We start from the raw sequence: 23,819 nt of genomic DNA, 5'->3' as shown, positions 1-23,819 counted from the left end.
TTGGTATCCCAAGCATGTAGTATGACCTATTATTTTTGGGTAAATTCCCCTAATAATAAAAATGCAAATGAAACGTAGAAACATTTCTACCCTTCAGTTCCATTTCTAGTTTTATCCTTAAAAAAGGAATAAGAGGTAGGAAAGATCCTCTTATTCCTTTGTCCAAACATTATTGTACAGAGAAAGACTTTAACTCTTCTAAAGTAGATGGGATCACAAGATCACCGTTCTTAATCTTCTCAGAGAAATCAGCAACTGCTGTTTCAATGTCAGCTTTAGCTGCTACTTCTTCGTTAATTGGAGCTAGACCAACACCATCTTCAGCTAATCCGTAAGTGATTGTTTCGCCACCTGGGAAGTCTCCATCTTTAGCTTTTAAAGAAAGGTCTTTAACTGCGTTGTCAACACGCTTAAGTGCAGAAGTAATGATTACGTTATGCTCTTTTCCATCGATTTCAACTACACCCTCAGCTGTTTGGTCAGAGTCAACACCGATTGCCCAAACTTGTCTTTCAGGTTCTTTCTTCTTAAGGTCACGAGCTTCTTTGAAAAGACCGTTACCCGTTCCACCAGCTGCATGGAAGATTACGTCAATACCTTTAGAATACATACTAGAAGCAATTGTTTGACCAACTTCCGCTTTATCAAATGCACCAGCATATTGTACGTCAACTGTGATATCAGGATTTACAGCCGCAACACCAGCTTTAAATCCAGTTTCGAAACGCTCGATAACAGGAATTTCCATTCCACCAAGGAATCCGATTTTATTAGAAGTAGTTGCTTTTGCAGCAGCAACACCAGCTAAGAAAGCTGCTTCTTGTTCTTTAAACATAATGCTTACAACATTTGGTTCCTCAACAAGAGCATCAACGATTGCGAAGTTGCTTTCTGTTTGTTGTGCAGCGATTTCTTTAATTGCACCTTCCATAAGGAAACCAATACCGAATACTAGATCAAAATCTTGACGAGCAAGAGTGTTTAAGTTTGTAGAATAGTCAGCATCTGACTGTGATTGCAGGTAGTCAAAACCATCTTTACCTTTTTCAAGGCCTACTTCTTTACCATATGCTTGAAGACCTTCCCATGCAGATTGGTTGAATGACTTATCATCCACTCCACCTACGTCAGTAACCATCGCTACTGTGAATGCGTCTTCTGTTGTTTCTTTGTTGCCACCTTCAGCTGCATTGTTTTCTTCTTCTGCTTTTCCACATGCACCTAAAATTGTTCCAGCAGCAAGAACCAATGATAGAGCTAAACCGAATTTACGCTTTTTCATGGTTTGAAACCCCCTATGAATTTTTGTTGGATTTAGCAAGAACGCTTAGCAATCCGATGAAACATTAGCATCATTCTCTTTAAAGAACATTATATTCTTTTTCTAAGCACATGAAAACTAAATTTATCGGCTCTAAAGTAGTTTACCGAAAAAAGGATTGGTTCATCCATTTCGTCAAAATGCATTTGCTTTAAAACAAGCAAAGCAGTTTCAGGGTCACATTCTAAGATGGGAGAAACTTTTTCATGATAACCAATCGGTTCGATCTGGGCCACTGCGTATGTAATATTTCGTTTTGCTTCCTCTTCTAGTATGTTGAAGATAGATTCTTCTCCATGTGAAAAGGTCTCAGGCAGAATTTTGTTGGGAACTTTGTCGATACAATATACAACAGGTTCTCCATTGGCTGTTCGAACTCTCTCCATTACCACAATTTCGTCATCTACAGAACATGAGAATCGACGGATGTCCTCTTCGGTAGCCCCTTGAGTTGATGAGCTCAAGAAAATGGTACCTGGTTTCATACCTGCTTGAACAATCATGTTCGTTACACTATTTAGTTGTTCAATTCCCGACGTAAATAGAGGTTTAGCATGGACAAATGTCCCTACTCCATGACGGCGAATGATGACGTTTTCCTCTTCAAGAATTCTCAGAGCTTCTCGAAGCGTCGCCCTGCTTACACCGAGCTGCTTAGCAAGGTCAAATTCAGACGGGAGCTTTTCTTTCTCTTTGTATATCCCCGACTCAATATCCTTTTTTAGCCGATCGATGACCTGTAAATACAAATGTCGGTTATCTGACTTAATAGACATGCAAGCATCCTCCAACCATTTCTAAAAGACATCAGACCTCTGATGTTCAATCATTCCTACTAATCGAAAATACTATAACACTTTTTTAGGTATAAATAAATAGAGTTTATAAATTTTGTCGAAAAAACGTGTTAACTTATTTTACACGTTTCCCTTACAGTACTCTACGATAAATTATGTCACACTAAACAAAGTGAAAACGTTTCCAATATGTTCTAATTAGAAAGGCGATATGAATCGCCCTTCCTAGTCTATATTTCCTGCTGAAGAATCGTCAGCAGACTTCGTCATTAACACCGTACGCGGTTTACTTCCTTCGTATGGTCCTACAACTCCTCTAAGCTCCATCTCATCAATTAGACGTGCTGCACGAGAATAACCAATCCGAAATCTTCGTTGTAGCATCGAGACGGAGGCTGTTTGCATTTCTAGAATGAGATCAACAGCGTCGCCATATAAATCATCATCCACTTCAGAGGTAGGCTCAGGGATATCATCTGGAATCATTTCTTGTTGATATTGTGCCTTTTGTTGACCAATAACAAAATCGACTATCTCTTCTACTTCTTCGTCCGATAAAAAAGCACCCTGTACACGAATAGGCTTTGAAGCACCTACTGGCATAAAGAGCATATCGCCACGACCAAGCAGTTTTTCAGCTCCTCCGGAATCCAAGATTGTCCGAGAGTCGATTTGAGAGGAAACGGCAAAAGCAATTCTTGATGGAATATTAGCTTTTATAACTCCTGTAATAACATCTACAGACGGACGTTGTGTAGCAATAATTAAGTGAATGCCCGCCGCACGAGCCATTTGAGCTAATCTTGTAATAGCATCTTCCACATCTGATGAGGCCACCATCATTAAATCAGCAAGCTCGTCCACAATAACAACAATATACGGCAGAAGTGGTTGCTTCGTATCTTCCTCCATATTGATTCGGCGAATGTAATCATTATATCCTTCAATATTACGTGTTCCTGTATGAGAAAAGAGCTCATATCTTCTTTCCATCTCACTAACTACTTTTTTTAATGCCTGAGATGCCTTCTTTGGATCGGTTACAACAGGTGCTAATAGATGTGGGACTCCATTATAAACATTCAGCTCAACCATCTTCGGATCTATCATCATTAATTTTACTTCATGAGGCTTGGCTCTCATTAAGATACTAGTAATAATCCCATTAATACATACACTTTTACCACTTCCTGTAGCCCCAGCAACAAGCAAGTGAGGCATTTTGTTTAACTCAGCTAATACTGCTTCGCCCGTAATATCACGACCAAGTCCAATCATAAGCTTTGATTCTGGTCGATCGTTCTTCTTAGACTCCAATACTTCACGCAGAGATACCATAGCAACCTCGGAGTTAGGTACTTCAATCCCAATCGCTGATTTACCCGGGATCGGTGCTTCCATTCGGATATCCTTAGCCGCTAAGGCAAGTGCTAAATCATCACTTAAATTAACAATTTTACTAACTTTCACACCAACGTCAGGATGAACTTCATACTTTGTAACAGCTGGACCTAAATGAACTTGTGTTACTTTTGCTTTTACTCCAAAGCTTAAGAACGTTCTTTCAAGCTTTGCTGCATTTGCATGTATTAGCTCATATTCGCCACTTTGATCGGTATGACGAGGTGCTTTTAACAACTGAATTGATGGAAGCTCATAATCTTTATTTTCAACTTCCGTAAATGTAATTGGCGGTACACTATCGTCTTCGGTTTGTGACTGTACCTTCCCTTTTTTTGCCGGTTGTTCTACGGGCGGCTCAGAATAGGCTCTCTCTGTGAAGCTAGAAATAATAGGTTCAATGACTCTTTCTTCTTCTGGCGGTGTCATTGCACTAGAGATAGGAATGACTCTCTCTTCTTGTTCCTTCTTTTCTATATTTTTTCGATTTTCTTCCTTCTTTTTCTTAGTCTTTTCTCTACGTTCTTTTCTCCAAGTTTTCATATCATCTCCAAAAACATGAAGCTGATTCTTTAAAAACTGACCAAATGCAATGATGGCTTTTCCTAGGGGCTCACCTAATGTTCTACCTGTGAGCAAAATGAATCCAATAATAAAGAACAGAGCAGCAATAATTTTTGTTCCTGCCTCCGCAAACAAATAATAGGACATGGCAAATAAAAGTGCACCAATCATTCCCCCGCCTAAATCGGTTGTACTCGTTTCCCCTCTAACTTCCATCCAATAAAGCTCGAAAGTATTTTTTATTACACTTGGGCTATCTGTTCTCCCATCATTTGCAAGAAGCTCAAACAATGTAACATGGCTCAGAAGTAATAGAGCAGAAACAATAAAATACATTCCTATCCATTTACTTTGGAAAAAGGATGGAATTTCACGTTTCCACATAAAATACGCACCGATAACAGCCAAACTAATTAAATTCACCATATACCACTCACCTGAAAAGAAACGAAAAAACATAACCACTGCTTGTCCAACCGCACCAAGTCTGGCAATGGAAATAGTCGCTAACGCAATTAGTATAAGTCCAATAAGTTCGAATTTTACCGTTCGCTTAAAACCATCCTTACTTCTTGTTTGTCTTCTTTTTTTCTTAGCCATTTTATCACCTTACTGTTGAATTATTACTACTATCTTAGTCGTTTGTTTTATGTGTTAAACCCTTTATTAAAGACAAGAAAAGCAGCCTCAGTTGGCTGCCTACCTGATACAACTTTATTATAGCATAATAAATCCATCCTGAAGACACACATTACAAGAAAGATATTTTTGATCCTGGTGTACATCTCCCATCTAAGTAATGAGCAGGGTCGCTACTCATGACACGAACCACTCGATAAGCGCCTTCTGGGTCAGATTCAACCAATAAGGGAATTCCATCAAGATGGTACATTTTCTGGTTGGTAACCTCCTGACTGTCATTCGGAAAAATCATTTCTGGTGGGGTGAGTGTATAAAGGATCATTGAACCATCCCCTCTGTTCCTTCATTGTTAATCGCAATCAGTTCATTTAACTTCTTCATTGCTTGACCAATCCCGCCAACTTCATCAATTAATCCGTATTTTACAGCATCCGTACCCACGACATTTGTTCCGATGTCTCTTGTGAGGTTTCCTTTTTCAAACATTAATTCTTTAAACTTCTCTTCTGTAATCTTAGAGTGCTTTGTCACAAAAGTCACCACTCGATCCTGCATCTTATCTAAATACTCAAACGTTTGAGGCACACCGATAAATAAACCGGTCAAACGGATCGGATGTATCGTCATTGTTGCTGTTTCTGCAATATATGAGTAATCACAAGATACCGCGATTGGTACTCCAATTGAGTGGCCACCCCCTAATACAATGGACACAGTTGGCTTAGACAGAGAGGCCAGCATCTCAGAAATTGCTAACCCTGCTTCTACATCCCCACCTACGGTATTTAGGACAACAAGCAGACCCTCAATCTTAGGGTTTTGCTCAATGGCTACGAGTTGTGGAATGAGATGCTCGTATTTTGTCGTTTTGTTTTGCGGAGGGAGGGTCATATGTCCTTCAATCTGTCCGACAATTGTTAAGCAGTGTATTTTTGAATCCTGTGCTAACTGTGGGACATTCGTTTGTCCTAGCTGTTGAATTTTTTCGATTAAACTCGATGGTTTTTCTTCCTTTGGGGTTTCTTGTTCGTTCCCCCCTCCATCATCCGGTTTATTATATTTAATTGGTTCCATACCAAATCTCCCTTCAGACATGATAATGTTAGTATGAAACCCATTATGGTTTTTCATGCGAGAAATGGAAATTTGAAAAAAGCTCACAAATTTTTCTAAAGAGTTCCGTTTTGAAGAGCTTTATGCATCAAAATAAGGTTTTTTTGGATTTTTGAGATAAAACTCACTCCTTTATAAATAAGGTGTTTTGCCCTTAATCGATTAAAAGTATGATAAGCGGAGAATTTCCGGTTAGATACAAAATGAAGCCTCGTTTGACTGGTATAAGGGGAGTTTTTCCGCTTATGCAGAGTAAAATCGCCTATTTTCGAATTTTCCGAGCCAATAGACGGAATCCCTCCGCCTATTTAATCCTTTTTTATTAAAAATTACTAATTAAACGGAATTTCTCCGTCTATTTATCAGCTCGGGTACTTAACTTGATCCCCAGCCTAAGTCCGGATCCTCTTGAATCTAGATGCAGAAAATAAATATAGAAAAGACGTATGTCCAAATCATACGTCTTTTCTTGTTTATTTTAATTAGATAGTACTCGAAAACAGAACTCTTTAGAATTTTTCATCTTATATTTCCATAATTATTGGGAGAATCATAGGTCGACGTTTTGTTTTATCATATAAAAATTGATTTAGTTCATCTCTCATGCTTTGCTTCATTGTTCCCCAATCAAATGATTCTCTTGTTGTGTTTCTTTCTACAATACTTCTAACAAGCTGTGTGGATTCATCCATAAGCTTTTCTGACTCTCTCACATAAACAAAGCCACGTGATATGATTTCTGGACCTGCAGTAATTTTCTTTTCTGCTCTGCTTAATGTGACAACAACAATTAAAATTCCATCCTGAGATAATAATCGTCGATCCCTCAGGACGATGTTACCGACGTCTCCTACACCGCTGCCATCGATAAGTACATTGCCAGCAGGTACTTTTCCAGCAGGTTTAAATCGCTCATTTTTTATTTCTAATACTTCTCCTCTTTCAGGAATGAAAATACGATCCGTTGTAATCCCACATTGGGCAGCCACTTTGCTGTGCGCCTTCAGCATTCGATATTCCCCATGAACAGGAATAAACAGCTTAGGGTTCATTAAGTTGATCATAAACTTCAACTCTTCCTGGCTACCATGACTAGAGGTATTCACGATTCTCTTTCCAGAGATCACATGTGCTCCTGCACGATACAACATATCAATGGTTTTATAAATAAACACTTCACTCCCTCTGAGAGGAGAGGCAGCAATAAGAACCGTATCGCCTTTTTTGATGTTAACTTGTCGGTGAATTTGTTTTGCCATTTTTTGAAGTGCTTCAATTGGTTCACCTTGTGTTCCAGTTGTTAACACCACAATTTCATCATCAGGATAATTATCAATTTCTTCAATTGGAATAATTAGCTCGTCGTGAACTTGCAAGTAATGTAAATCCAAGGCAATGTGAAAAATTTTCTCTAGACTTTTTCCTACTACAGCTATCTTTCTTCTGCTTTCATATGCAGCATCAAACACATGCTGAATTCGATTAATGTCAGATGCAAATGATGCAGCGATAATTCTACCTTTAGCATTATAAAAAGCATCAGACATTTCCCTTACAACGATTGATTCAGATGGTGTATAGCCTGGCTTTTCGGCTTCCGTGCTATCAGAGAGTAAGCATAGAACCCCTTCTTCCCCAATTTGCGCCATCTTTCCAATTTCAGGTTTATAAAGTTCTGTAGCAGCCTGGTCAAATTTAAAATCTCCTGTATATACAATTGCACCTTCAGATGTATGAAGACAGATACCAACAGAATCAGGAATGCTATGGTTTGTTTTGAAGAAAGACACTTCACACGTATCAAAATTCACAATTGAATCTGAAGTGATGATTCGGAAATCCGTTTTCCCTCTGTATTCCTGCTCGTCCAACTTTGCTTTTGCCAGTGCAAGTGTCAACTTCGTTCCATATACAGGAACATGTAATTCTCTTAATGTATAAGATAATGCCCCAATATGGTCCTCATGTCCATGCGTTAGAAAAATAGCTTTTACTCGATCCTTGTTTTGAATTAAATATGAAATGTCTGGAATAACAATATCAATTCCTAGCATTTCATTTTCAGGAAACATTAACCCAGCATCTAAAACAAATAAATCACCGTCCACGTCAATAACATACATGTTTTTCCCGAATTCCCCGACTCCCCCCAGAGCCACAAGCTTAATACTTTCATTCTTTCTCTTATTCAAAGTAGAATCCTCCTATGCTGTCAATTCATCCGACCCAAGATCAGTTATGATTATTATACTTGAATGATGAAATCCTTTACAACCAAAATTAAACTTGTTTGATTAGGAAGTGGATAAATCTGTATTTAGATCCTCCACTTCGACAAATACGGTCAAATTCCCACATAATAAAAGGCCAACCCACAACGAGGTTGACCTAATTAGTATTTATATTAGCTAAATAACGTGATAATCTGCGCTCTCTCTTGTTCATTCAATGGGACTAAAGGAAGTCTTACAGACCCCACATCAAGACCTTTAATTTGGAGAGCTGTTTTTACAGGAGTTGGGCTCGGTGCTTTAAATAATCCTTCCATTAATGGCAGAAGCTGTTGATGCTTCTTTGCAGCCTCTTGAATATCTCCATTGATAAAGGCTGACACCATTTCTTGCATCTCATTCCCGATCACATGTGATGCTACTGACACAATCCCTACCCCACCAATAGATAACACCGGAATCGTTAACCCATCATCACCACTGTATAACAAGAAGTCATCATCTGTACCAGCAATAATTGCCGTCATAGCATTTAAATTACCACTAGCCTCTTTAACCGCTACAATATTAGGGATTTTAGATAAGCGAATGATTGTTTCTGGTAAGATATTGACAACAGATCTACCCGGGATATTATACACCATAACAGGAAGAGTGGTTGCTTCAGCAGCTGCCTTAAAATGCTGATACAATCCTTCTTGATTTGGTTTATTGTAATAAGGAGCAACAATCATCACAGCGTCTACGCCAATTTCCTCTGCTTTTTTTGTTAGCTCAATGGTCGCATATGTGTTATTGCTTCCTGTTCCTGCAATAACAGGAACACGCTTATCTACAACCTTTACCACATGTTGAAATAAAGCGACTTTTTCTTCCTTCGATAACGTTGGAGACTCACCAGTTGTTCCAGCAATAACTAGTGAATCCGAACCGTTTTCAATCAGGTGATTGATTAATAATGTTGTTTTTGCAAAATCAATATGCCCTTTGCTATCAAAAGGCGTAACCATCGCCGTAGAGACTCGACCAAATAAAACCATATTGCCACTCCTTTAAATCTAATCCACTTAGAAAAAATCTTTAGTTCTCTTTATCAAGGTTAAAGGCATCATGCAACGAATTAACGGCTGTAACCAAATCATCTTCCTTAACAAGAACCCATATCGTTGTATGACTATCAGCCGATTGAAGGATACGAATTCCATTTTCAGAAAGAGCTGATACAATTTTTGAAGTAACTCCCGGAACACCTGCGATTCCTGCACCCACAACAGATACCTTGGCACAATTTTTCTCAAACTCAGGCTCATGACCTAAATCACGCAGAACGGTAAGTGCCTTATCCGTCATTTCACTGGATACGGTGTAAACCACCCCATTAGGTGAAATGTTAATAAAATCAACACTAATCTTCTCATTGGCCATTGATTTGAATACTTCAGCCTGAAGGTTATATTGACCTTTTTTAGCCAGTACTTTAATTTGAGTGACAGGTGACAGATGTGCAATTCCCGTTACTGTCCGTTCCTTAATATCACTTCCGCGATGATTATTCGAAGTAGAAGTAACTAGGGTTCCTTCACCATCCGAATACGTAGAACGAATACGAATCGGCACCTTCGCTTGCATAGCAATTTCAACCGCTCTTGGGTGAATAACTTTCGCACCTTGGTATGCCAGATTACACACTTCTGTATACGTAACAACCCCAAGTGGTCTAGCATTTTCAGCAATTCTAGGGTCTGCTGTCATAATTCCTTCGACATCTGTAAATATGTCGATAACCTCTGCTTTTAAAGCTGCCCCAAGTGCTGCAGCTGACGTGTCACTTCCTCCACGTCCTATCGTAGTAATGTCACCATTTTGAGCGGCACCTTGAAAGCCTGCAACAACCACTACATCGTGTTGTTCGAGCTCTTCAATCACTCGCTCACAATTCATCTTAATAATCTTCGCATTTGTATGGTCATCAGTAGTTAGAAAACCTGCTTGCGCACCAGTTAACGATGTTGCGTTAACGCCTGCTTCAAGTAGTAAGTTAGAGAATACCACACTCGAAATGGCTTCCCCACAAGACAGTAACAAGTCCTGTTCACGTTTAGAAATTAGACTTTGTGCACCGCCGATAAGGGAAAGCAGAGTGTCTGTTGCATATGGATCCCCTTTTCTACCCATAGCGGATACAACGACCACCACTTTATACCCTTCAGCTAATGCATTTTTAATATGTCCAATTGCAAGATTTCGACTTTTTTCATCTTTTACTGAAGTGCCACCGAATTTTTGAACAATCATTCTCATTGTTACACCTCTAGTTTTACAGCTTTAAATTTCTATTTTACAATACCTAACTTCACTAAACTTTCTGCGATTTGAACAGAGTTCCACGCAGCTCCTTTAAGTAGATTATCTGAAACAACCCACATATGGAAACCTTTTTCATTGTCCAAATCTTTACGAATACGACCAACAAATACATCATTTTTACCAACACAATTTGCAGGCATTGGGTAAAGTTGATTTTCCGGGTCATCTTGAAGAACGACTCCTGGTGCATTCTCTAGTAAGTTCTTCACATCCTGTGCAGATACACCCGCCTGCTCTACTTCAACAAACAGTGACTCAGAGTGTCCTGTCGCAACTGGTAGACGAACGCAAGTAGCTGCTACTTGGATTTCTGGTAAGTGCATAATTTTCTTTGTTTCATTGATCATTTTCATTTCTTCATACGTAAATCCGTTTTCTTGGAACTTATCAATTTGTGGAATTGCATTAAAAGCAATTTGATAATGTTTTTTATCAGATTTTACTGGCAAAATTTTTGGCTCATAACTCTCATTAGCTACGATTGCTTTAGTTTGCTCGTACAACTCTTCCACCGCAGCCGCACCAGATCCAGAAACCGCTTGATACGTTGAAACGATAATTTTATTTAAACCATATTGCTTACGAATTGGTTCTAATGCTACAACCATTTGGATCGTAGAGCAATTCGGATTAGCAATAATTCCTTTATGTTCATGTAAGTCCATTTCATTTACTTCAGGTACAACTAGTGGTACATTTTCATCCATGCGGAATGCACTTGTGTTATCCACAACAATAGCACCATGCTTAACTGCTTCTGGTGCTAGTTCAAGTGATACGCTTCCACCTGCACTAAATAACGCAATATCGACCCCTTCAAAGCTCTCTGGCTTTGCTACTTGAACCGTATGTTCTACCCCTTTAAAAAGGACTTTACTACCAGCTGAACGTGGTGATGATAATAACGTTAATTTTGAGATTGGGAATTCTCTATTTTCAAGAGTTTGAATCATTTGTTGACCTACTGCTCCTGTTGCTCCCACAACAGCTACATGAAATCCTTTTTCTGATAATGCCATTTCATTATTCCCCTTCCAATATCTCTAATGATCGATATGAATTCTAGTAAAACATTTATCGCATTATTAAAAACATCAACATGTAATAAATGTCCTTTGTACCGCCATTCTGTTCCATGGCTATATAATAACATCTATTTTAACATATTCATGCATTAATGAAGTACATTTTTTATTTAAGCCGTGCGTAGGAACCTATTTTTCCTAGTAACACGGCTTTTAGACTATTGCTAGAGTTGGATGAGGGCATATTACCTCTATTGCCTATTGTGCATCTTTATACCTTTCGACGAGTACTGGTTGAATTTGTCGGCCAGAAAGAGCAGCTTCCACTGTATCTGCTAGCATGGTCATACGAGCGACTAATGAATTTGGTTTTTTAACTGGGTCATCTTGGCCGTACGGAATAAAAAATATATTCTTTGTCGCCATCAATCTCATCAAATTGACTCCATTTAATCCAAGAGCATCATTTGTGGAAATCCCTAATACTACCGGTTTTCCATTTCGCAACGTCGCTTTTGCAGCCATTAACACAGGAGAATCAGTCATCGCATTTGCAAATTTACTCATTGAATTTCCAGTTAATGGAGCGATGACCATGCAATCTAATGGAATCTTTGGTCCTAGTGGCTCGGCACCAACAATCGAATCAATCGCTTTATTTCCAGTTAACTTTTCAATTCTTTCAATCCAATCCTCACCTTTTCCAAAGCGAGTCGTTGTATTTTTCACGGTGTTCGTTACCACGGGTAATACTTCTGCACCAGAATTGATAAGATTCTCGATTTCTGGATATACTGCATCATACGTACAGTGAGAACCCGTTAAACCGAAGCCGATTTTTTTTCCTTTTAAGCTCATGTTACTTCCCCTTTCTTGATTGCATATCATCTAACAGCAGTTGAGAAAGAACGTTTGCTAAAATTTGACCTGCTGTTTTTGGAGCAACGATGCCTGGAAGCCCTGGGGCCAAAAGAGCTTTTATTCCTCTTTTTTCAGCATATCGAAAATCGGTTCCACCAGGCTTTGATGCTAAATCAATGATCAGTGTATGAGTAGGCATTCTTGAGATAACGGAAGCGGTGACGATTAAATCAGGAATCGTATTGATGCAAATATCAACATCCTTCACCTGTTGAGATAATTCGTCAAGGTGAAATGGTGTTAAAGCCATTTCAGTAATACGAGCAATATGCTCTCCTTTTCTCGCTCCCACTTTCACTTTTGCACCTAAAGCAGAGAATGTGCGTGCCACACTCATCCCTACTCTCCCTAAGCCAAGCACCATAATCGTTGATCCATGTATAGTAAAGTCGGTGTGCTGAATTGCCATCATAATCGTACCTTCGACTGTTGGTATGGAATTATAGATAGCAACATCGTCCCGTTCGAACAATTTCACGAGTCTTCGTTTGGAGTCACCCGTAATTTTATTCATGTATGCATTTGAAATTCCGGAATAAATCGTACAGTGTTCTGGTGTTTGTTGTAAATGCTCTGCAGTTAAAACTACTTTTTCATTCGAGAAGATCGTCTCTACTTGACCTTCCATATTCGTTCCAGCTACCGGCAAAATGATCGCATCTATATCTGAAAATACTACTTCATCCAATTTCTCCTTTACTGCACCAGTAAAGGCATGGTCGAGTTGCTCAAAGCCAATCAAAGAGAGCTTCGCATCGAGCTCTGTTAGCTTCCGGACGATTTCGAGCTGTCTTGCGTCTCCGCCTATGACTGCTATTTGCATCCCTGTTAGCATGAAACACTCACCTTCTTTTTAAATGATCCAAATCCAAATCTTACTGCATTACTCCAACATACTATGTATTTACTCCGTAATCGGTGAGTTTTCCTAGGAAAAAAGCCTAAATAAAAAAAGAACTGATGCCTACGCACAGTTCTTTACTCTTCTTGAATATCAATGATAATCATATCCGTTCCAATAGTTTTTATATGCTTCCATGGAACTCTAACCTCTCCTCCTTGCCTTTTAAAACCAAACCATTTCACCGAGGGAATTAGAAGAGCCTGTATTTGGCCATTACTTTCATTTATCTCTAAATCCGTCTGACCAAGTATGCCAAGCCTTTCTGCTTTTTTGACATCTACAATTTCCTTTCCGCTCAATTCACTTAGTCTCAATTTCATCTCTCCCCCTTTTGTCCTCTCTATATCCTAGTATGGGTAAGCTAAATATATACGTAGGATTTAAAAAGAAAATAGCAAAAAAGCCTGAGCAGAAAAATCTCAGGCTTTAAAAACTAAATATTTCTTGGAAGTACTCCGTCTGGACTAATTAAGGACGCAGAATACTTGTCATTAAAGATTTTATTAGCCATAGCATCTACACCATCTTTTGAAACGGCATCTATTTGCTCAACAATTTCATCAAGGGTGCGATGTCTTCCTAATAGAAGCTCATTTTTCCCGTTACGGCTCATACGACTATTGGTGCTTTCAAGGCTAAGCATTAAGCTACCCTTTAGCTGCTCCTTACTATTTCGAAGTTCTTTATCTGTAATACCTTCAGCCTTTAGTTTTGACAAGGTTTCTTGAATCGTATCAAATAATACGTCCAACTGTTTTGCACCTGTACCACCATAAATCGTAATTACACCAGAATCTTGGAACGAAGAATGATAAGAGTATACAGAATATGCAAGGCCACGCTGTTCACGAACTTCTTGGAACAATCTACTACTCATACTTCCACCTAAGATATTATTTAGAGTGATCAAGTTATAGATTTCCTCATCTCCAACCTGTAACCCTTCATATCCAATACATAAATGGGCTTGTTCCGTTTCTTTCTTTCTTGAAAGTCGGTTTGTATGAAACTGAGGTTTTTCGAATTGATTGTTCGATTTTCCTGCTTCGTATGACCCGAACAACTTCTCCACTTCTTGAATAAAGGCTTCAGAAATATTTCCTGCAACTGAAATCACCACATTTTCAGGAGTGTATGTATCATGCATATATTGATTTAGCGTGTCTCCTGTAAAGGTTGCTAACGTATCCTCTGTTCCAAGTATCGGAAACCCAAGAGAATGGTTTTCATAAATCGCTTTACTTAAAAGATCGTGCACGATGTCATCCGGTGTGTCATCATACATTTTAATTTCTTCATATACCACATTCTTTTCTTTATCTAATTCCTCAGCAACGAATGTCGAGTGGAAAAACATATCAGATAATACATCAAGAGCGAAGCTAGCATGGGTATCAAGAACCTTCGCATAATAGCAAGTATATTCCTTGGATGTAAAGGCGTTCACTTGTCCACCGATGCTATCAAAACTCTCTGCAATTTCCCTAGCAGTTCTTGTTTTTGTACCTTTAAAGAACATATGCTCAAGAAAATGCGAAATTCCGTTATTTTCAGGTGTTTCATTTCGAGAGCCAGTTCCGATCCAAACTCCGATCGCGACGGAACGAACTGTAGGGATATTTTCTAGAACAATTCTAACCCCATTTTGGCATGTATATCTCTTTATCACGTGAACTCCTCCTGTTCTACAGCGTATTGCTACGATAATTATACGGTTTCTGTTGTGACTATCAATTATTATTGCTCATTTAAAACAGATTTCTTCATGATACGTTCTTCACTCAATAACTCAGACACCGTATTAATTTCATATTTTTCGAGCTTAATTTGTTTAATAAGCTCATCAAGAGCTTTTGCCGTTGAATCGGTTGGATGCATCAGAATCATAGCTCCTTTATGCACTTTTCCCATCACACGGTTGATAAGTTGCTCTGGTGTTGGCTTTTGCCAATCAATTGTATCAACACTCCACATGACTGTTCCAAGCTTATACTCTGATGCGATTTTCACTACTTCCTCACGGAAGCTTCCGCTTGGCGGAGCGAGCCAAACAACTTCCTCTCCCGTTGTAGCTTTAATCACTTCGTTTGTTTTTACAATTTCTTCTCGAATTTTAGCTGAAGAAATTTGCTTCATATCTGGATGAGTATAAGAATGGTTCCCAACTTCATGACCGGCCTCAACAATCATTTTTGCAAGTTCTGGGTTTTCTTTTACCCATCTTCCTTCAAGAAAAAAGCTTGCATGAACATTATTCTTTTTTAACGTTTCCAAAATTGGTCCAAGGTACTCATTTCCCCATGCGACATTTATAATAAATGAAACCATCGGCTTATCAGGGTGGCCTTTATAAATGGCGGTAGGGGGCAAATCCTTTAAATGAACTGCTGGTGTTGTCTGTATGTATACGAGTTTGGCCGCATCGAATTTCCCGTCCTTTTTCATCTTAGCATAACTAGCAGAAATGTCGACTTTTAAGCCATTATATCCAGGGATGGCCTTCCAAACAGGGTCAATCTTTGCATCTTGAGCTGGTTTTTCGTATTCTTTTGCTATTTCTTCAATCTCCAAATACAATGCGTTTTTTTGACCCGAAGCAGGAATATTAATCACCTTTAATCCAAGGACGTATCGATCTGTAAGTGGATTGTTAACTAACATAATAGAGAGCATACCAATTATAGAAATAGTAATTAGTTTCTTCATTCTTTCTCTCCTCCTTCACTTGTACATTATGTAAAGAAAGGACAAGGTAGAACATGCAAAAGACAATTCTTTCTATGCGCTAGAAACTTACCGAATGTAAGCGATACCATTATGTTGTATGGAAAAAGCCAGGAGGAAGACCTGGCTTTTCATTGTCATTCTTTATTTTGGGCTTGTTCTTTTTGTTCACGTTGCTCTTTAAGAACGACTTTACGTGACAAGTTTACACGCCCTTGCTTATCAATTTCCATAACTCTCACTAAGATTTCATCACCAATAGCTAACACATCTTCTACTTTGCCTACTCTTTCTTCAGCAAGTTCAGAAATGTGAACTAACCCATCTTTTCCGCTAAATAGCTCAACAAACGCTCCGAATTTCTCAATTCGTTTTACTTTCCCTAAATACATTTGTCCAACTTCAACTTCACGAACGATGTCTTCAATGATTTTCTTAGCTTTTTGGTTCATTTCTTCATTAGTAGATGAGATGAAGACTGTACCATCCTGCTCGATATCAATTTTCACACCAGTTTCTTCTATAATCTTATTGATTTGCTTTCCACTTGGTCCAATTACATCACGAATCTTATCAGGGTTGATATAGATTGTAATAATCTTTGGTGCATACATAGAAAGCTGCTCTTTCGGAGTTGAAATCGTCGAAAGCATGGAATCAAGAATTTGCATACGGCCTTTCTTTGCTTGCTGTAATGCTTCTTCAAGAATTTGTCTTGATAGACCTTCGATTTTTATATCCATTTGTAATGCTGTTACACCTTTTGACGTTCCAGCCACTTTAAAGTCCATATCGCCCAAATGGTCTTCCATGCCTTGGATATCAGTAAGGATCGTGTAATGCTCACCAGATTTCACAAGACCCATCGCAATACCAGCTACAGGAGCTTTAATTGGAACTCCAGCATCCATCATTGCCAAGGTACTCGCACAAATACTTGCTTGAGAGGTAGAACCGTTTGATTCTAATACTTCTGATACAAGACGAATCGTGTATGGGAAATCCTTTTCAGAAGGAATAATTGGTTCTAGTGCACGCTCACCTAACGCACCATGGCCAATTTCACGACGACCAGGCCCACGCATAGGTCCAGTTTCTCCAACAGAGAAATTCGGGAAGTTATAGTGGTGCATGAAACGCTTTTCTTCTTCAATTCCTAGTCCGTCTAGGATTTGTACATCTCCTAAAGCGCCAAGTGTACAAATACTCAATGCTTGAGTTTGTCCACGCGTGAATAGACCAGAGCCATGTGTACGAGGAAGCAAAGCAACCTCTGATGATAGTGGACGAATTTCCTCTGGATTACGGCCATCAGGTCTAACCTTTTCTTCTGTAATTAAACGGCGAACTTCGCCTTTAACCATCTTATCTAAAATTTGTTTTACTTGTTTTAAGTCATCGTCTGCTGCTTCTTCTTCCTCATATCTTGCAATAACCGTATCCTTTACGGCACGGATAGCATCTTCACGAGCATGCTTTTCTTGAACTTGAATGGCTTTAATCATGTCTGCTTCACATATTTCACGAATTTCCGCTTCAAGTTCAGCATCAAGTTGATATAAGACAACTTCTGTTTTTTCTTTACCAATTTCAGAAGCAATTTCTTCTTGGAATGCAATTAATCTTTTTATTTCTTCATGTCCAAACATAATCGCTTCAAGCATCGTTTCTTCTGGTACTTCTTCTGCACCAGCTTCAACCATGTTAATGGCATCTTTTGTTCCAGCAACAACTAAGTGCATATCGCTCTTTTCTGTTTCTGCAACAGAAGGATTGATAACAAATTGACCATCAATACGACCAACTGTTACACCTGCTATTGGACCTTCAAAAGGAATATCTGATACAGAAAGTGCCAGTGATGAACCAAACATAGCTGCCATTTCAGATGAGCAGTCTTGATCCACACTCATTACCATACTAACTACTTGAACTTCATTACGGAATCCATCAGCAAACAATGGACGAATCGGTCTGTCAATTAAGCGGCTAGCTAGTATTGCTTTTTCACTTGGACGTCCTTCACGTTTAATAAATCCACCTGGAATTTTCCCTACCGCGTAAAGACGCTCCTCATAGTTTACTGTTAATGGAAAGAAATCAAGTTTCTTCGGTTCCTTTGATGCTGTAGCCGTACTAAGTACTGCTGTATCGCCATAGCGAACGAGCACAGCACCGTTTGCTTGTTTAGCAAGCTGTCCAATTTCGACGGAAAGCTTACGACCAGCCCAATCTATTGAATAGATTTTCTTGTCTTGTCCCATTTTTTACCCCTCTCTACCAATTCTCTTTGGTATGTTAACGTGTATTTACATGTATATAAATTGTTCTATCCCGTAATGGAGAACAAATATAAGAATATAGGCGAATATTCTATAGTATGTACATAATTATTAATCCTTAAAAAGCTCTTTGATAGAAATTTATTGCTAACAAAAAAGCGGGAAAGAATCCCGCTTTAAAGATTAGCGACGTAAGCCAAGCTTCGTGATTAATTCACGGTAACGAGTAACATCCTTGTTACGAAGGTATGTTAATAAGTTACGACGTCTACCTACCATTTTTAAAAGACCGCGACGTGAGTGGTGGTCCTTCTTATGAGTACGTAAGTGGTCATTTAAGTTGTTGATTTCCTCAGTAAGGACAGCGATTTGAACTTCTGGAGATCCAGTGTCGCTTTCATGAGTTTTGTACTCATTAATAAGTTCATTTTTACGTTCTTTAGTGATTGCCATCCGTTTCACCTCCTATAATTTCAATCCCCTGTTACTGAGCCAGCGTCGGTGACTCGACTAGCCAAGCAAAGGTTCATTTCGTACGTTTCTTAGAATACACTTTTTTATGACAAATTGCAAGGCTTAGTCTTTGAATTTTCAAAGTAAAGCAGTGAATTTTGTTTATCTTGCTCGATTTGCGCCACAAGTTCATCAATTCCAGAAAATTTTTGTTCCGAACGAAGATATTTATGCCATTCTATCGTTACATACTCTCCATATATTTGATCATCAAAGTCAAATATATGAACCTCGACACTTGGCCTATTCGATTTTTCCTTATTAAAAGTGGGTTTAAACCCGATGTTACACACACCTTCGTGCCATTTTCCCTTTACATGCATTCGGACAGCGTGAACACCTAGTGGCGGCATAATATATTCCTCATTTAAGTCAATATTTGCTGTCGGGAATCCAATCGTTCTTCCTCTTTTGTCACCGTGAACAACGATTCCTGTTGTCGTATAGTAACGACCTAGTAGCTCCGTGAGAGTGTCAAGTTGACCATTTTTTATTTTATTTCTGATTAAAGTTGAACTGATTTTTTCATCATGGCTTTCGAGTTTAGGTACAACCGTAAAGGTGAATGCTTGTCTTGAATGAAACGGTAGAGTTTCCATTGTCCCTTTACCAAGCTTTCCATAAGAATAATCAAAACCAGCAACAACGTGAACAGCGCCTAGTTCAATTAAATATTGGTCGACAAACTCCTGTGGTAGTAGGTTAGCAAATTCGTTTGTAAAATTGACAACAAATAAGTAATCAATCTGTTGTTCAGAAATAATTTTGATCTTTTCTTCTAACGGTGTAATATACTCAACCTTATCTACCTTTTTAAGGACAACTGATGGATGAGGTGTAAATGTCATTACTGCACTTTTTATTCCCTTTTCCTTGGCTTTTTTCAAAGCCGTATCAATAACTCTCTTATGTCCTAAATGTACCCCATCAAAATAACCAAGAGCAACGACCATTGGCTGAAACATATCTTTTGAGAATTGATGAGGATGTGTAATATTTAAAACTTCCACAAGCTTTCTCCCTTTCTTTACCAACCTAATTCTCTATATGTAGTACCTTTGTTGGTTTCATTAGATTAGGCTTATGAGGATGGTGCATGTATATAGCTAGGGCCTTATGATCCATCGTTTCAAGAACTATGGGTTGTTTAATATCTTGTAATAATTCAGGTATTTCGAGAACAGCTCCATTTTTCACTTTCTCAACTAATTTATCATTTATTTGATATTTCGGCAAATGAATAAGCGCTCTTTCAATGGGATATAAAGCATTAATAATTGTTCCGTTATTCACCAATTCCTCTACTTCTGAAAGTGTCTTACAGTCGTTGAGAGAAAATGATGCTGACTCGGTGCGTCTTAACTCAGACATATGGGCAGGGAAACCAAGTCGTTCGCCGATCATAACAGCTAATGTCCTAATATATGTCCCCTTGCTACATGCAACCTGAAATCGAAAAGAAATAGTCTCTCCTTCAAACACTTCACGGTCATCTAAAAGCTCAATCGAATAGATTGTCACCTTTCTTGTAGGGCGTTCCACTTCAATTCCTTTTCTTGCATACTCATACAAACGTTTTCCATTTACCTTGACCGCCGAGTACATAGGTGGGGTTTGAGAAATCTCACCTGTTAGTTCCAATAACACAGCTTTCACTTGTTCGCGAGTAATCAAAGTATCGATGACTTTCCTCTCAACCACTTCACCCGTCGCATCCTCGGTTGTTGTAGCAAAGCCAAGCGTTACTTCCCCCTCGTATACTTTTCCTGCATCTGTTATGTATTCAGCAACCTTTGTTGCTCTTCCAAGGCAAATTGGTAACACTCCATCAACCTCAGGGTCTAGTGTACCCGTATGTCCTATCCGCTTCATTCGCAGTATTTTTCTAAGCTTAAAGACACAATCATGAGATGTCATACCTTTAGGTTTAAATAATGGCAAAATCCCTTCCATTTCTGTTCCTCCTGGTCTTTCAATTAGAAAAAAAGGATAGACATGATGTCTATCCTCTTTGATCAATCTTCTCGTTCGGTCCGTTCTTCCTTCGTCTCTTCCTTAATTTGATACAGAAGATTCTCAATTCGATTTCCATAGTCAATCGATTCATCGAATTCAAATGTAATTTCAGGAGTTTTTCTAAGACGAATTCTCTGTCCGATTTCCGAACGGATAAATCCTTTTGCTTTAGCTAACCCCTTCAGTGTATTCTCTCTTTGAAGGTCATCACCTAACACAGAAATAAACACCTTTGCTTGTTGAAGATCACCTGTTACTTGTACATCTGTAACAGTCACAAAGCCAATACGTGGGTCCTTTATTTTACGTCCAATAATTTCCCCAAGTTCCTTCTTCATCTGTTCTCCAACTCGATTAGATCTAAGGCTCATGGTAGTCACCTCTTTGTCATCCTTAGAAAACAATGCTTTTAAAATAACACTGTCTATAGGGAACGATTTATCTATTTGTTTTACGCATGATTCACATGCATATGAGGAGGAGTGAAATCCTCCTCGTTTATGTTATTATATCCATTCCAAGTCCGTTATTGTGCGTTCGATTTCTGGAAATGAATCAATTAACTTTAATGCATGCTGCAATTCTCTTTCAACGGCTACTTTTGAGGATGCTACTGATACAATAGCAATTTTGGTACGCTGCCATGTATCTTGATAATCAACCTCTGCTACAGACAGATTATATCGTTGTCTCAGTCTTGTAATAATACGTTGAAGAACAGCTCTTTTGTCTTTTAAAGAATGGGCATCATAAATGAGGCATTCACAGGCGGCTAAGCCAATGATCATTTACGTTCCACTTCTTGCATAACGAAGGCTTCGATTACGTCCCCTTCTTTTACATCATTGTAGTTTTTGATGGTAATTCCGCACTCATACCCTTGAGATACTTCCTTCGCATCATCCTTGAAACGCTTAAGTGCGTCGATTTCACCTTCAAATACAACGATTCCATCACGAATAACACGAATTCCACTGCCACGAGCGATTTTTCCATCCGTAACATAAGATCCTGCAATCGTACCAACCTTCGATACTTTGAATGTTTGACGAACTTCTGCTTGCCCGGTGATCTTCTCTTCGAATTCAGGATCAAGCATCCCTTTCATCGCTGCTTCAATTTCTTCAATTACTTTATAAATGATACGGTGCAAGCGAACATCTACTTCTTCCGCTTCTGCCGCGCGCTTCGCATTATTATCTGGACGAACGTTAAATCCAATAACAATCGCATTTGATGCAGCTGCTAAAGTAATATCTGATTCATTGATGGCACCAACACCTGTGTGTATGATCTTTACATTTATACCCTCAACTTCAATCTTTTGAAGAGCAGCAGCAAGTGCTTCAACCGAACCTTGAACGTCAGCTTTAACAATAAGGTTAATATCCTTCATTTCGCCTTGCTTCATATGTTCAAATAAGTTGTCTAGACTTACTCGCGTTTTCTCAGAACGTGACGCTTGAATCGCAAGTTGTGAACGTGCTTCACCGACTTGACGAGCTGTCTTCTCATCTTCAAATACAACAAAGCGATCTCCTGCAAGAGGTACATCATTTAAACCTGTAATTTCCACAGGAGTAGATGGGCCAGCTTCTTTCACACGACGACCAAGGTCATTAACCATTGCACGAACACGTCCAAAAGTTGTACCTACCACAATCGGATCTCCAATTCGTAATGTACCGTTTTGAACTAGAAGTGTAGCAACTGAACCTCTACCTTTATCTAGCTGGGCTTCAATAACTGTACCGATTGCCTTACGATCTGGATTTGCTTTATATTCTTCTACTTCACCAACAAGAAGGATCATTTCTAATAAATTGTCGATTCCTTCTCCTTTTAAAGCTGATAGTGGAACGAAAATCGTGTCTCCACCCCATGCTTCAGGAACTAAACCATATTCTGTTAACTCCTGCATAACACGATCAGGGTTTGCACTCTCTTTATCCATTTTGTTCACAGCAACAATAATCGGAACCTCTGCGGCTTTTGCGTGGTTTATTGCTTCAATTGTTTGTGGCATAACCCCGTCATCTGCTGCAACTACTAAAATCGTAATATCCGTAATCTTTGCTCCACGCGCACGCATCGTTGTGAAAGCAGCGTGACCTGGCGTATCAAGGAACGTAATTTTCTTTCCGTTTTCTTCTACTTGGTAAGCACCGATATGCTGAGTGATACCACCCGCTTCGCCAGCAGTTACCTTAGTGTTACGGATTGAATCAAGTAAAGTTGTTTTTCCGTGGTCAACGTGACCCATAATGGTTACAACAGAAGGTCTTTCCACTAATTCTGCGTCATTATCCTCTGTGAAGTATACTTCAAGATCAGTAACATCGATCTTGATTTCTTCTTCAACTTCCACACCATATTCAGCTGCAATTAGTTCAATTGCATCCTTGTCAAGTGATTGGTTAATGGTAGCCATTACACCTAATAAGAACAATTTCTTAATGATTTCAGATGGTTCACGGTGAAGCTTTTTAGCTAATTCAGCCACTGTAAGTGATTCTGTAAAGGTGATTTTTGCAGGTAATTCTTTCTTTTTAGGAGGCTGTGGTGGCTGTGACTGGTGCTGAACACGACCTTTTTGTTGGTTTTTACCCTTTTTCCCATTAAAAGCTTTTGTTTCTTTTGATTGGTTATCTTGGGCGCCTTTTTTCCCTTGAATTGCCTTTGGAGCTGTTTTGACTTTTACTTTTGTAGGAGCTACATTTCGGTCGTCGTCCTCATCAAAAGCACTAGCCTTTGTTTTTGATTGTACTTGAGCGGAAGCAGGCTTTTGTTGTTGTTCTTGAGACTGCTTAGGAGCTTCCTTCTTTTCTCCTTTACCACCCTTAGCATATTGTTCATCTAGCTTTTTAACTGTATCATCTTCAATCATTGTCATATGGTTAGAAACCTCGATATTCATATCTTTTAATTTTGTAATGAGTTCTTTACTAGAAACATTATGTTTTTTTGCATATTCATACACTCGCATTTTACTCATGTT

The 23,819-nt window shown here is 38.9% G+C and carries 21 protein-coding genes; all 21 read right to left on the bottom strand.

Features of this window, described 5'->3' with window-relative positions:
- Positions 1-169: 169 nt before the first annotated feature.
- The 21 genes from ACVBAX_RS05980 to infB all read right to left on the bottom strand — a co-directional run bounded on the left by ACVBAX_RS05980 (position 170) and on the right by infB (position 23,816).
- Positions 170-1,282 carry a BMP family lipoprotein gene (locus tag ACVBAX_RS05980; protein ID WP_447116237.1) on the bottom strand — a complete coding sequence of 371 codons (1,113 nt, stop codon included), beginning with the start codon at positions 1,280-1,282 and terminating at the stop codon, positions 170-172.
- An 89-nt stretch (positions 1,283-1,371) separates the two neighbouring features.
- Positions 1,372-2,097 carry a GntR family transcriptional regulator gene (locus ACVBAX_RS05975; protein WP_251515624.1) on the bottom strand — a complete coding sequence of 242 codons (726 nt, stop codon included), beginning with the start codon at positions 2,095-2,097 and terminating at the stop codon, positions 1,372-1,374.
- 246 nt (positions 2,098-2,343) lie between these two features.
- Complete coding sequence (locus tag ACVBAX_RS05970) at positions 2,344-4,683, bottom strand: DNA translocase FtsK (protein ID WP_447116236.1); 2,340 nt, start codon at positions 4,681-4,683, stop codon at positions 2,344-2,346.
- 151 nt (positions 4,684-4,834) lie between these two features.
- Positions 4,835-5,047, bottom strand: coding sequence for a YlzJ-like family protein (locus ACVBAX_RS05965; RefSeq protein WP_447116235.1), 213 nt, complete (start codon positions 5,045-5,047; stop codon positions 4,835-4,837).
- Entirely contained in the window at positions 5,044-5,799 is a 756-nt protein-coding gene (locus ACVBAX_RS05960; protein WP_447116234.1) for a ClpP family protease, read from the bottom strand. Before ACVBAX_RS05960 ends, ACVBAX_RS05965 begins: the two co-directional genes overlap by 4 nt.
- 563 nt (positions 5,800-6,362) lie before the next feature.
- Positions 6,363-8,030 carry a ribonuclease J gene (locus ACVBAX_RS05955; protein WP_447116233.1) on the bottom strand — a complete coding sequence of 556 codons (1,668 nt, stop codon included), beginning with the start codon at positions 8,028-8,030 and terminating at the stop codon, positions 6,363-6,365.
- Between the two features lie 212 nt (positions 8,031-8,242).
- Positions 8,243-9,109 carry a 4-hydroxy-tetrahydrodipicolinate synthase gene (gene dapA / locus ACVBAX_RS05950; RefSeq protein WP_447116232.1) on the bottom strand — a complete coding sequence of 289 codons (867 nt, stop codon included), beginning with the start codon at positions 9,107-9,109 and terminating at the stop codon, positions 8,243-8,245.
- 40 nt (positions 9,110-9,149) lie between these two features.
- The gene (gene dapG, locus ACVBAX_RS05945; protein WP_447116231.1) at positions 9,150-10,370 is read right to left on the bottom strand and encodes an aspartate kinase; all 1,221 of its coding nucleotides are present in this window, start codon (positions 10,368-10,370) and stop codon (positions 9,150-9,152) included.
- A gap of 32 nt (positions 10,371-10,402) precedes the next feature.
- Positions 10,403-11,455 carry an aspartate-semialdehyde dehydrogenase gene (asd, locus tag ACVBAX_RS05940; RefSeq protein WP_447116230.1) on the bottom strand — a complete coding sequence of 351 codons (1,053 nt, stop codon included), beginning with the start codon at positions 11,453-11,455 and terminating at the stop codon, positions 10,403-10,405.
- 264 nt (positions 11,456-11,719) lie between these two features.
- Positions 11,720-12,319, bottom strand: coding sequence for a dipicolinate synthase subunit B (dpaB, locus tag ACVBAX_RS05935; protein ID WP_447116229.1), 600 nt, complete (start codon positions 12,317-12,319; stop codon positions 11,720-11,722).
- Between the two features lies 1 nt (position 12,320).
- Positions 12,321-13,217 carry a dipicolinic acid synthetase subunit A gene (dpaA, locus tag ACVBAX_RS05930; protein ID WP_447116228.1) on the bottom strand — a complete coding sequence of 299 codons (897 nt, stop codon included), beginning with the start codon at positions 13,215-13,217 and terminating at the stop codon, positions 12,321-12,323.
- Positions 13,218-13,360: 143 nt separating this feature from the next.
- Positions 13,361-13,600, bottom strand: coding sequence for a YlmC/YmxH family sporulation protein (locus ACVBAX_RS05925; protein ID WP_066053414.1), 240 nt, complete (start codon positions 13,598-13,600; stop codon positions 13,361-13,363).
- Positions 13,601-13,719: 119 nt separating this feature from the next.
- Entirely contained in the window at positions 13,720-14,955 is a 1,236-nt protein-coding gene (locus ACVBAX_RS05920; protein WP_447116227.1) for a M16 family metallopeptidase, read from the bottom strand.
- Positions 14,956-15,023: 68 nt separating this feature from the next.
- Positions 15,024-15,992 carry a polysaccharide deacetylase family protein gene (locus tag ACVBAX_RS05915; protein WP_447116226.1) on the bottom strand — a complete coding sequence of 323 codons (969 nt, stop codon included), beginning with the start codon at positions 15,990-15,992 and terminating at the stop codon, positions 15,024-15,026.
- A gap of 155 nt (positions 15,993-16,147) precedes the next feature.
- Complete coding sequence (gene pnp, locus ACVBAX_RS05910) at positions 16,148-18,274, bottom strand: polyribonucleotide nucleotidyltransferase (RefSeq protein ID WP_447116225.1); 2,127 nt, start codon at positions 18,272-18,274, stop codon at positions 16,148-16,150.
- 201 nt (positions 18,275-18,475) lie between these two features.
- A complete protein-coding gene (gene rpsO, locus ACVBAX_RS05905; protein WP_160545560.1) occupies positions 18,476-18,745 on the bottom strand; it encodes a 30S ribosomal protein S15 in 270 nt (89 codons plus the stop codon).
- Between the two features lie 104 nt (positions 18,746-18,849).
- The gene (ribF, locus tag ACVBAX_RS05900; protein WP_447116224.1) at positions 18,850-19,815 is read right to left on the bottom strand and encodes a bifunctional riboflavin kinase/FAD synthetase; all 966 of its coding nucleotides are present in this window, start codon (positions 19,813-19,815) and stop codon (positions 18,850-18,852) included.
- 25 nt (positions 19,816-19,840) lie between these two features.
- Entirely contained in the window at positions 19,841-20,758 is a 918-nt protein-coding gene (gene truB, locus ACVBAX_RS05895) for a tRNA pseudouridine(55) synthase TruB (protein ID WP_447116223.1), read from the bottom strand.
- Positions 20,759-20,820: 62 nt separating this feature from the next.
- Positions 20,821-21,192: a 30S ribosome-binding factor RbfA gene (gene rbfA / locus ACVBAX_RS05890; protein WP_119707580.1), complete on the bottom strand. Its 372-nt coding sequence runs from the start codon at positions 21,190-21,192 to the stop codon at positions 20,821-20,823.
- A gap of 135 nt (positions 21,193-21,327) precedes the next feature.
- Positions 21,328-21,609 carry a DUF503 domain-containing protein gene (locus tag ACVBAX_RS05885; protein ID WP_119707579.1) on the bottom strand — a complete coding sequence of 94 codons (282 nt, stop codon included), beginning with the start codon at positions 21,607-21,609 and terminating at the stop codon, positions 21,328-21,330.
- Positions 21,606-23,816 (bottom strand): translation initiation factor IF-2, encoded by a 2,211-nt coding sequence (gene infB, locus ACVBAX_RS05880; protein ID WP_447116222.1) that lies wholly within the window; start codon positions 23,814-23,816, stop codon positions 21,606-21,608. Before infB ends, ACVBAX_RS05885 begins: the two co-directional genes overlap by 4 nt.
- Positions 23,817-23,819 lie beyond the last annotated feature (3 nt).

It is taken from the genome of Robertmurraya sp. GLU-23, from assembly GCF_052983275.1.
The sequence above is the reverse complement of the archived record's forward strand: the minus strand, read 5'-3'. Positions and strand labels throughout refer to the sequence as shown.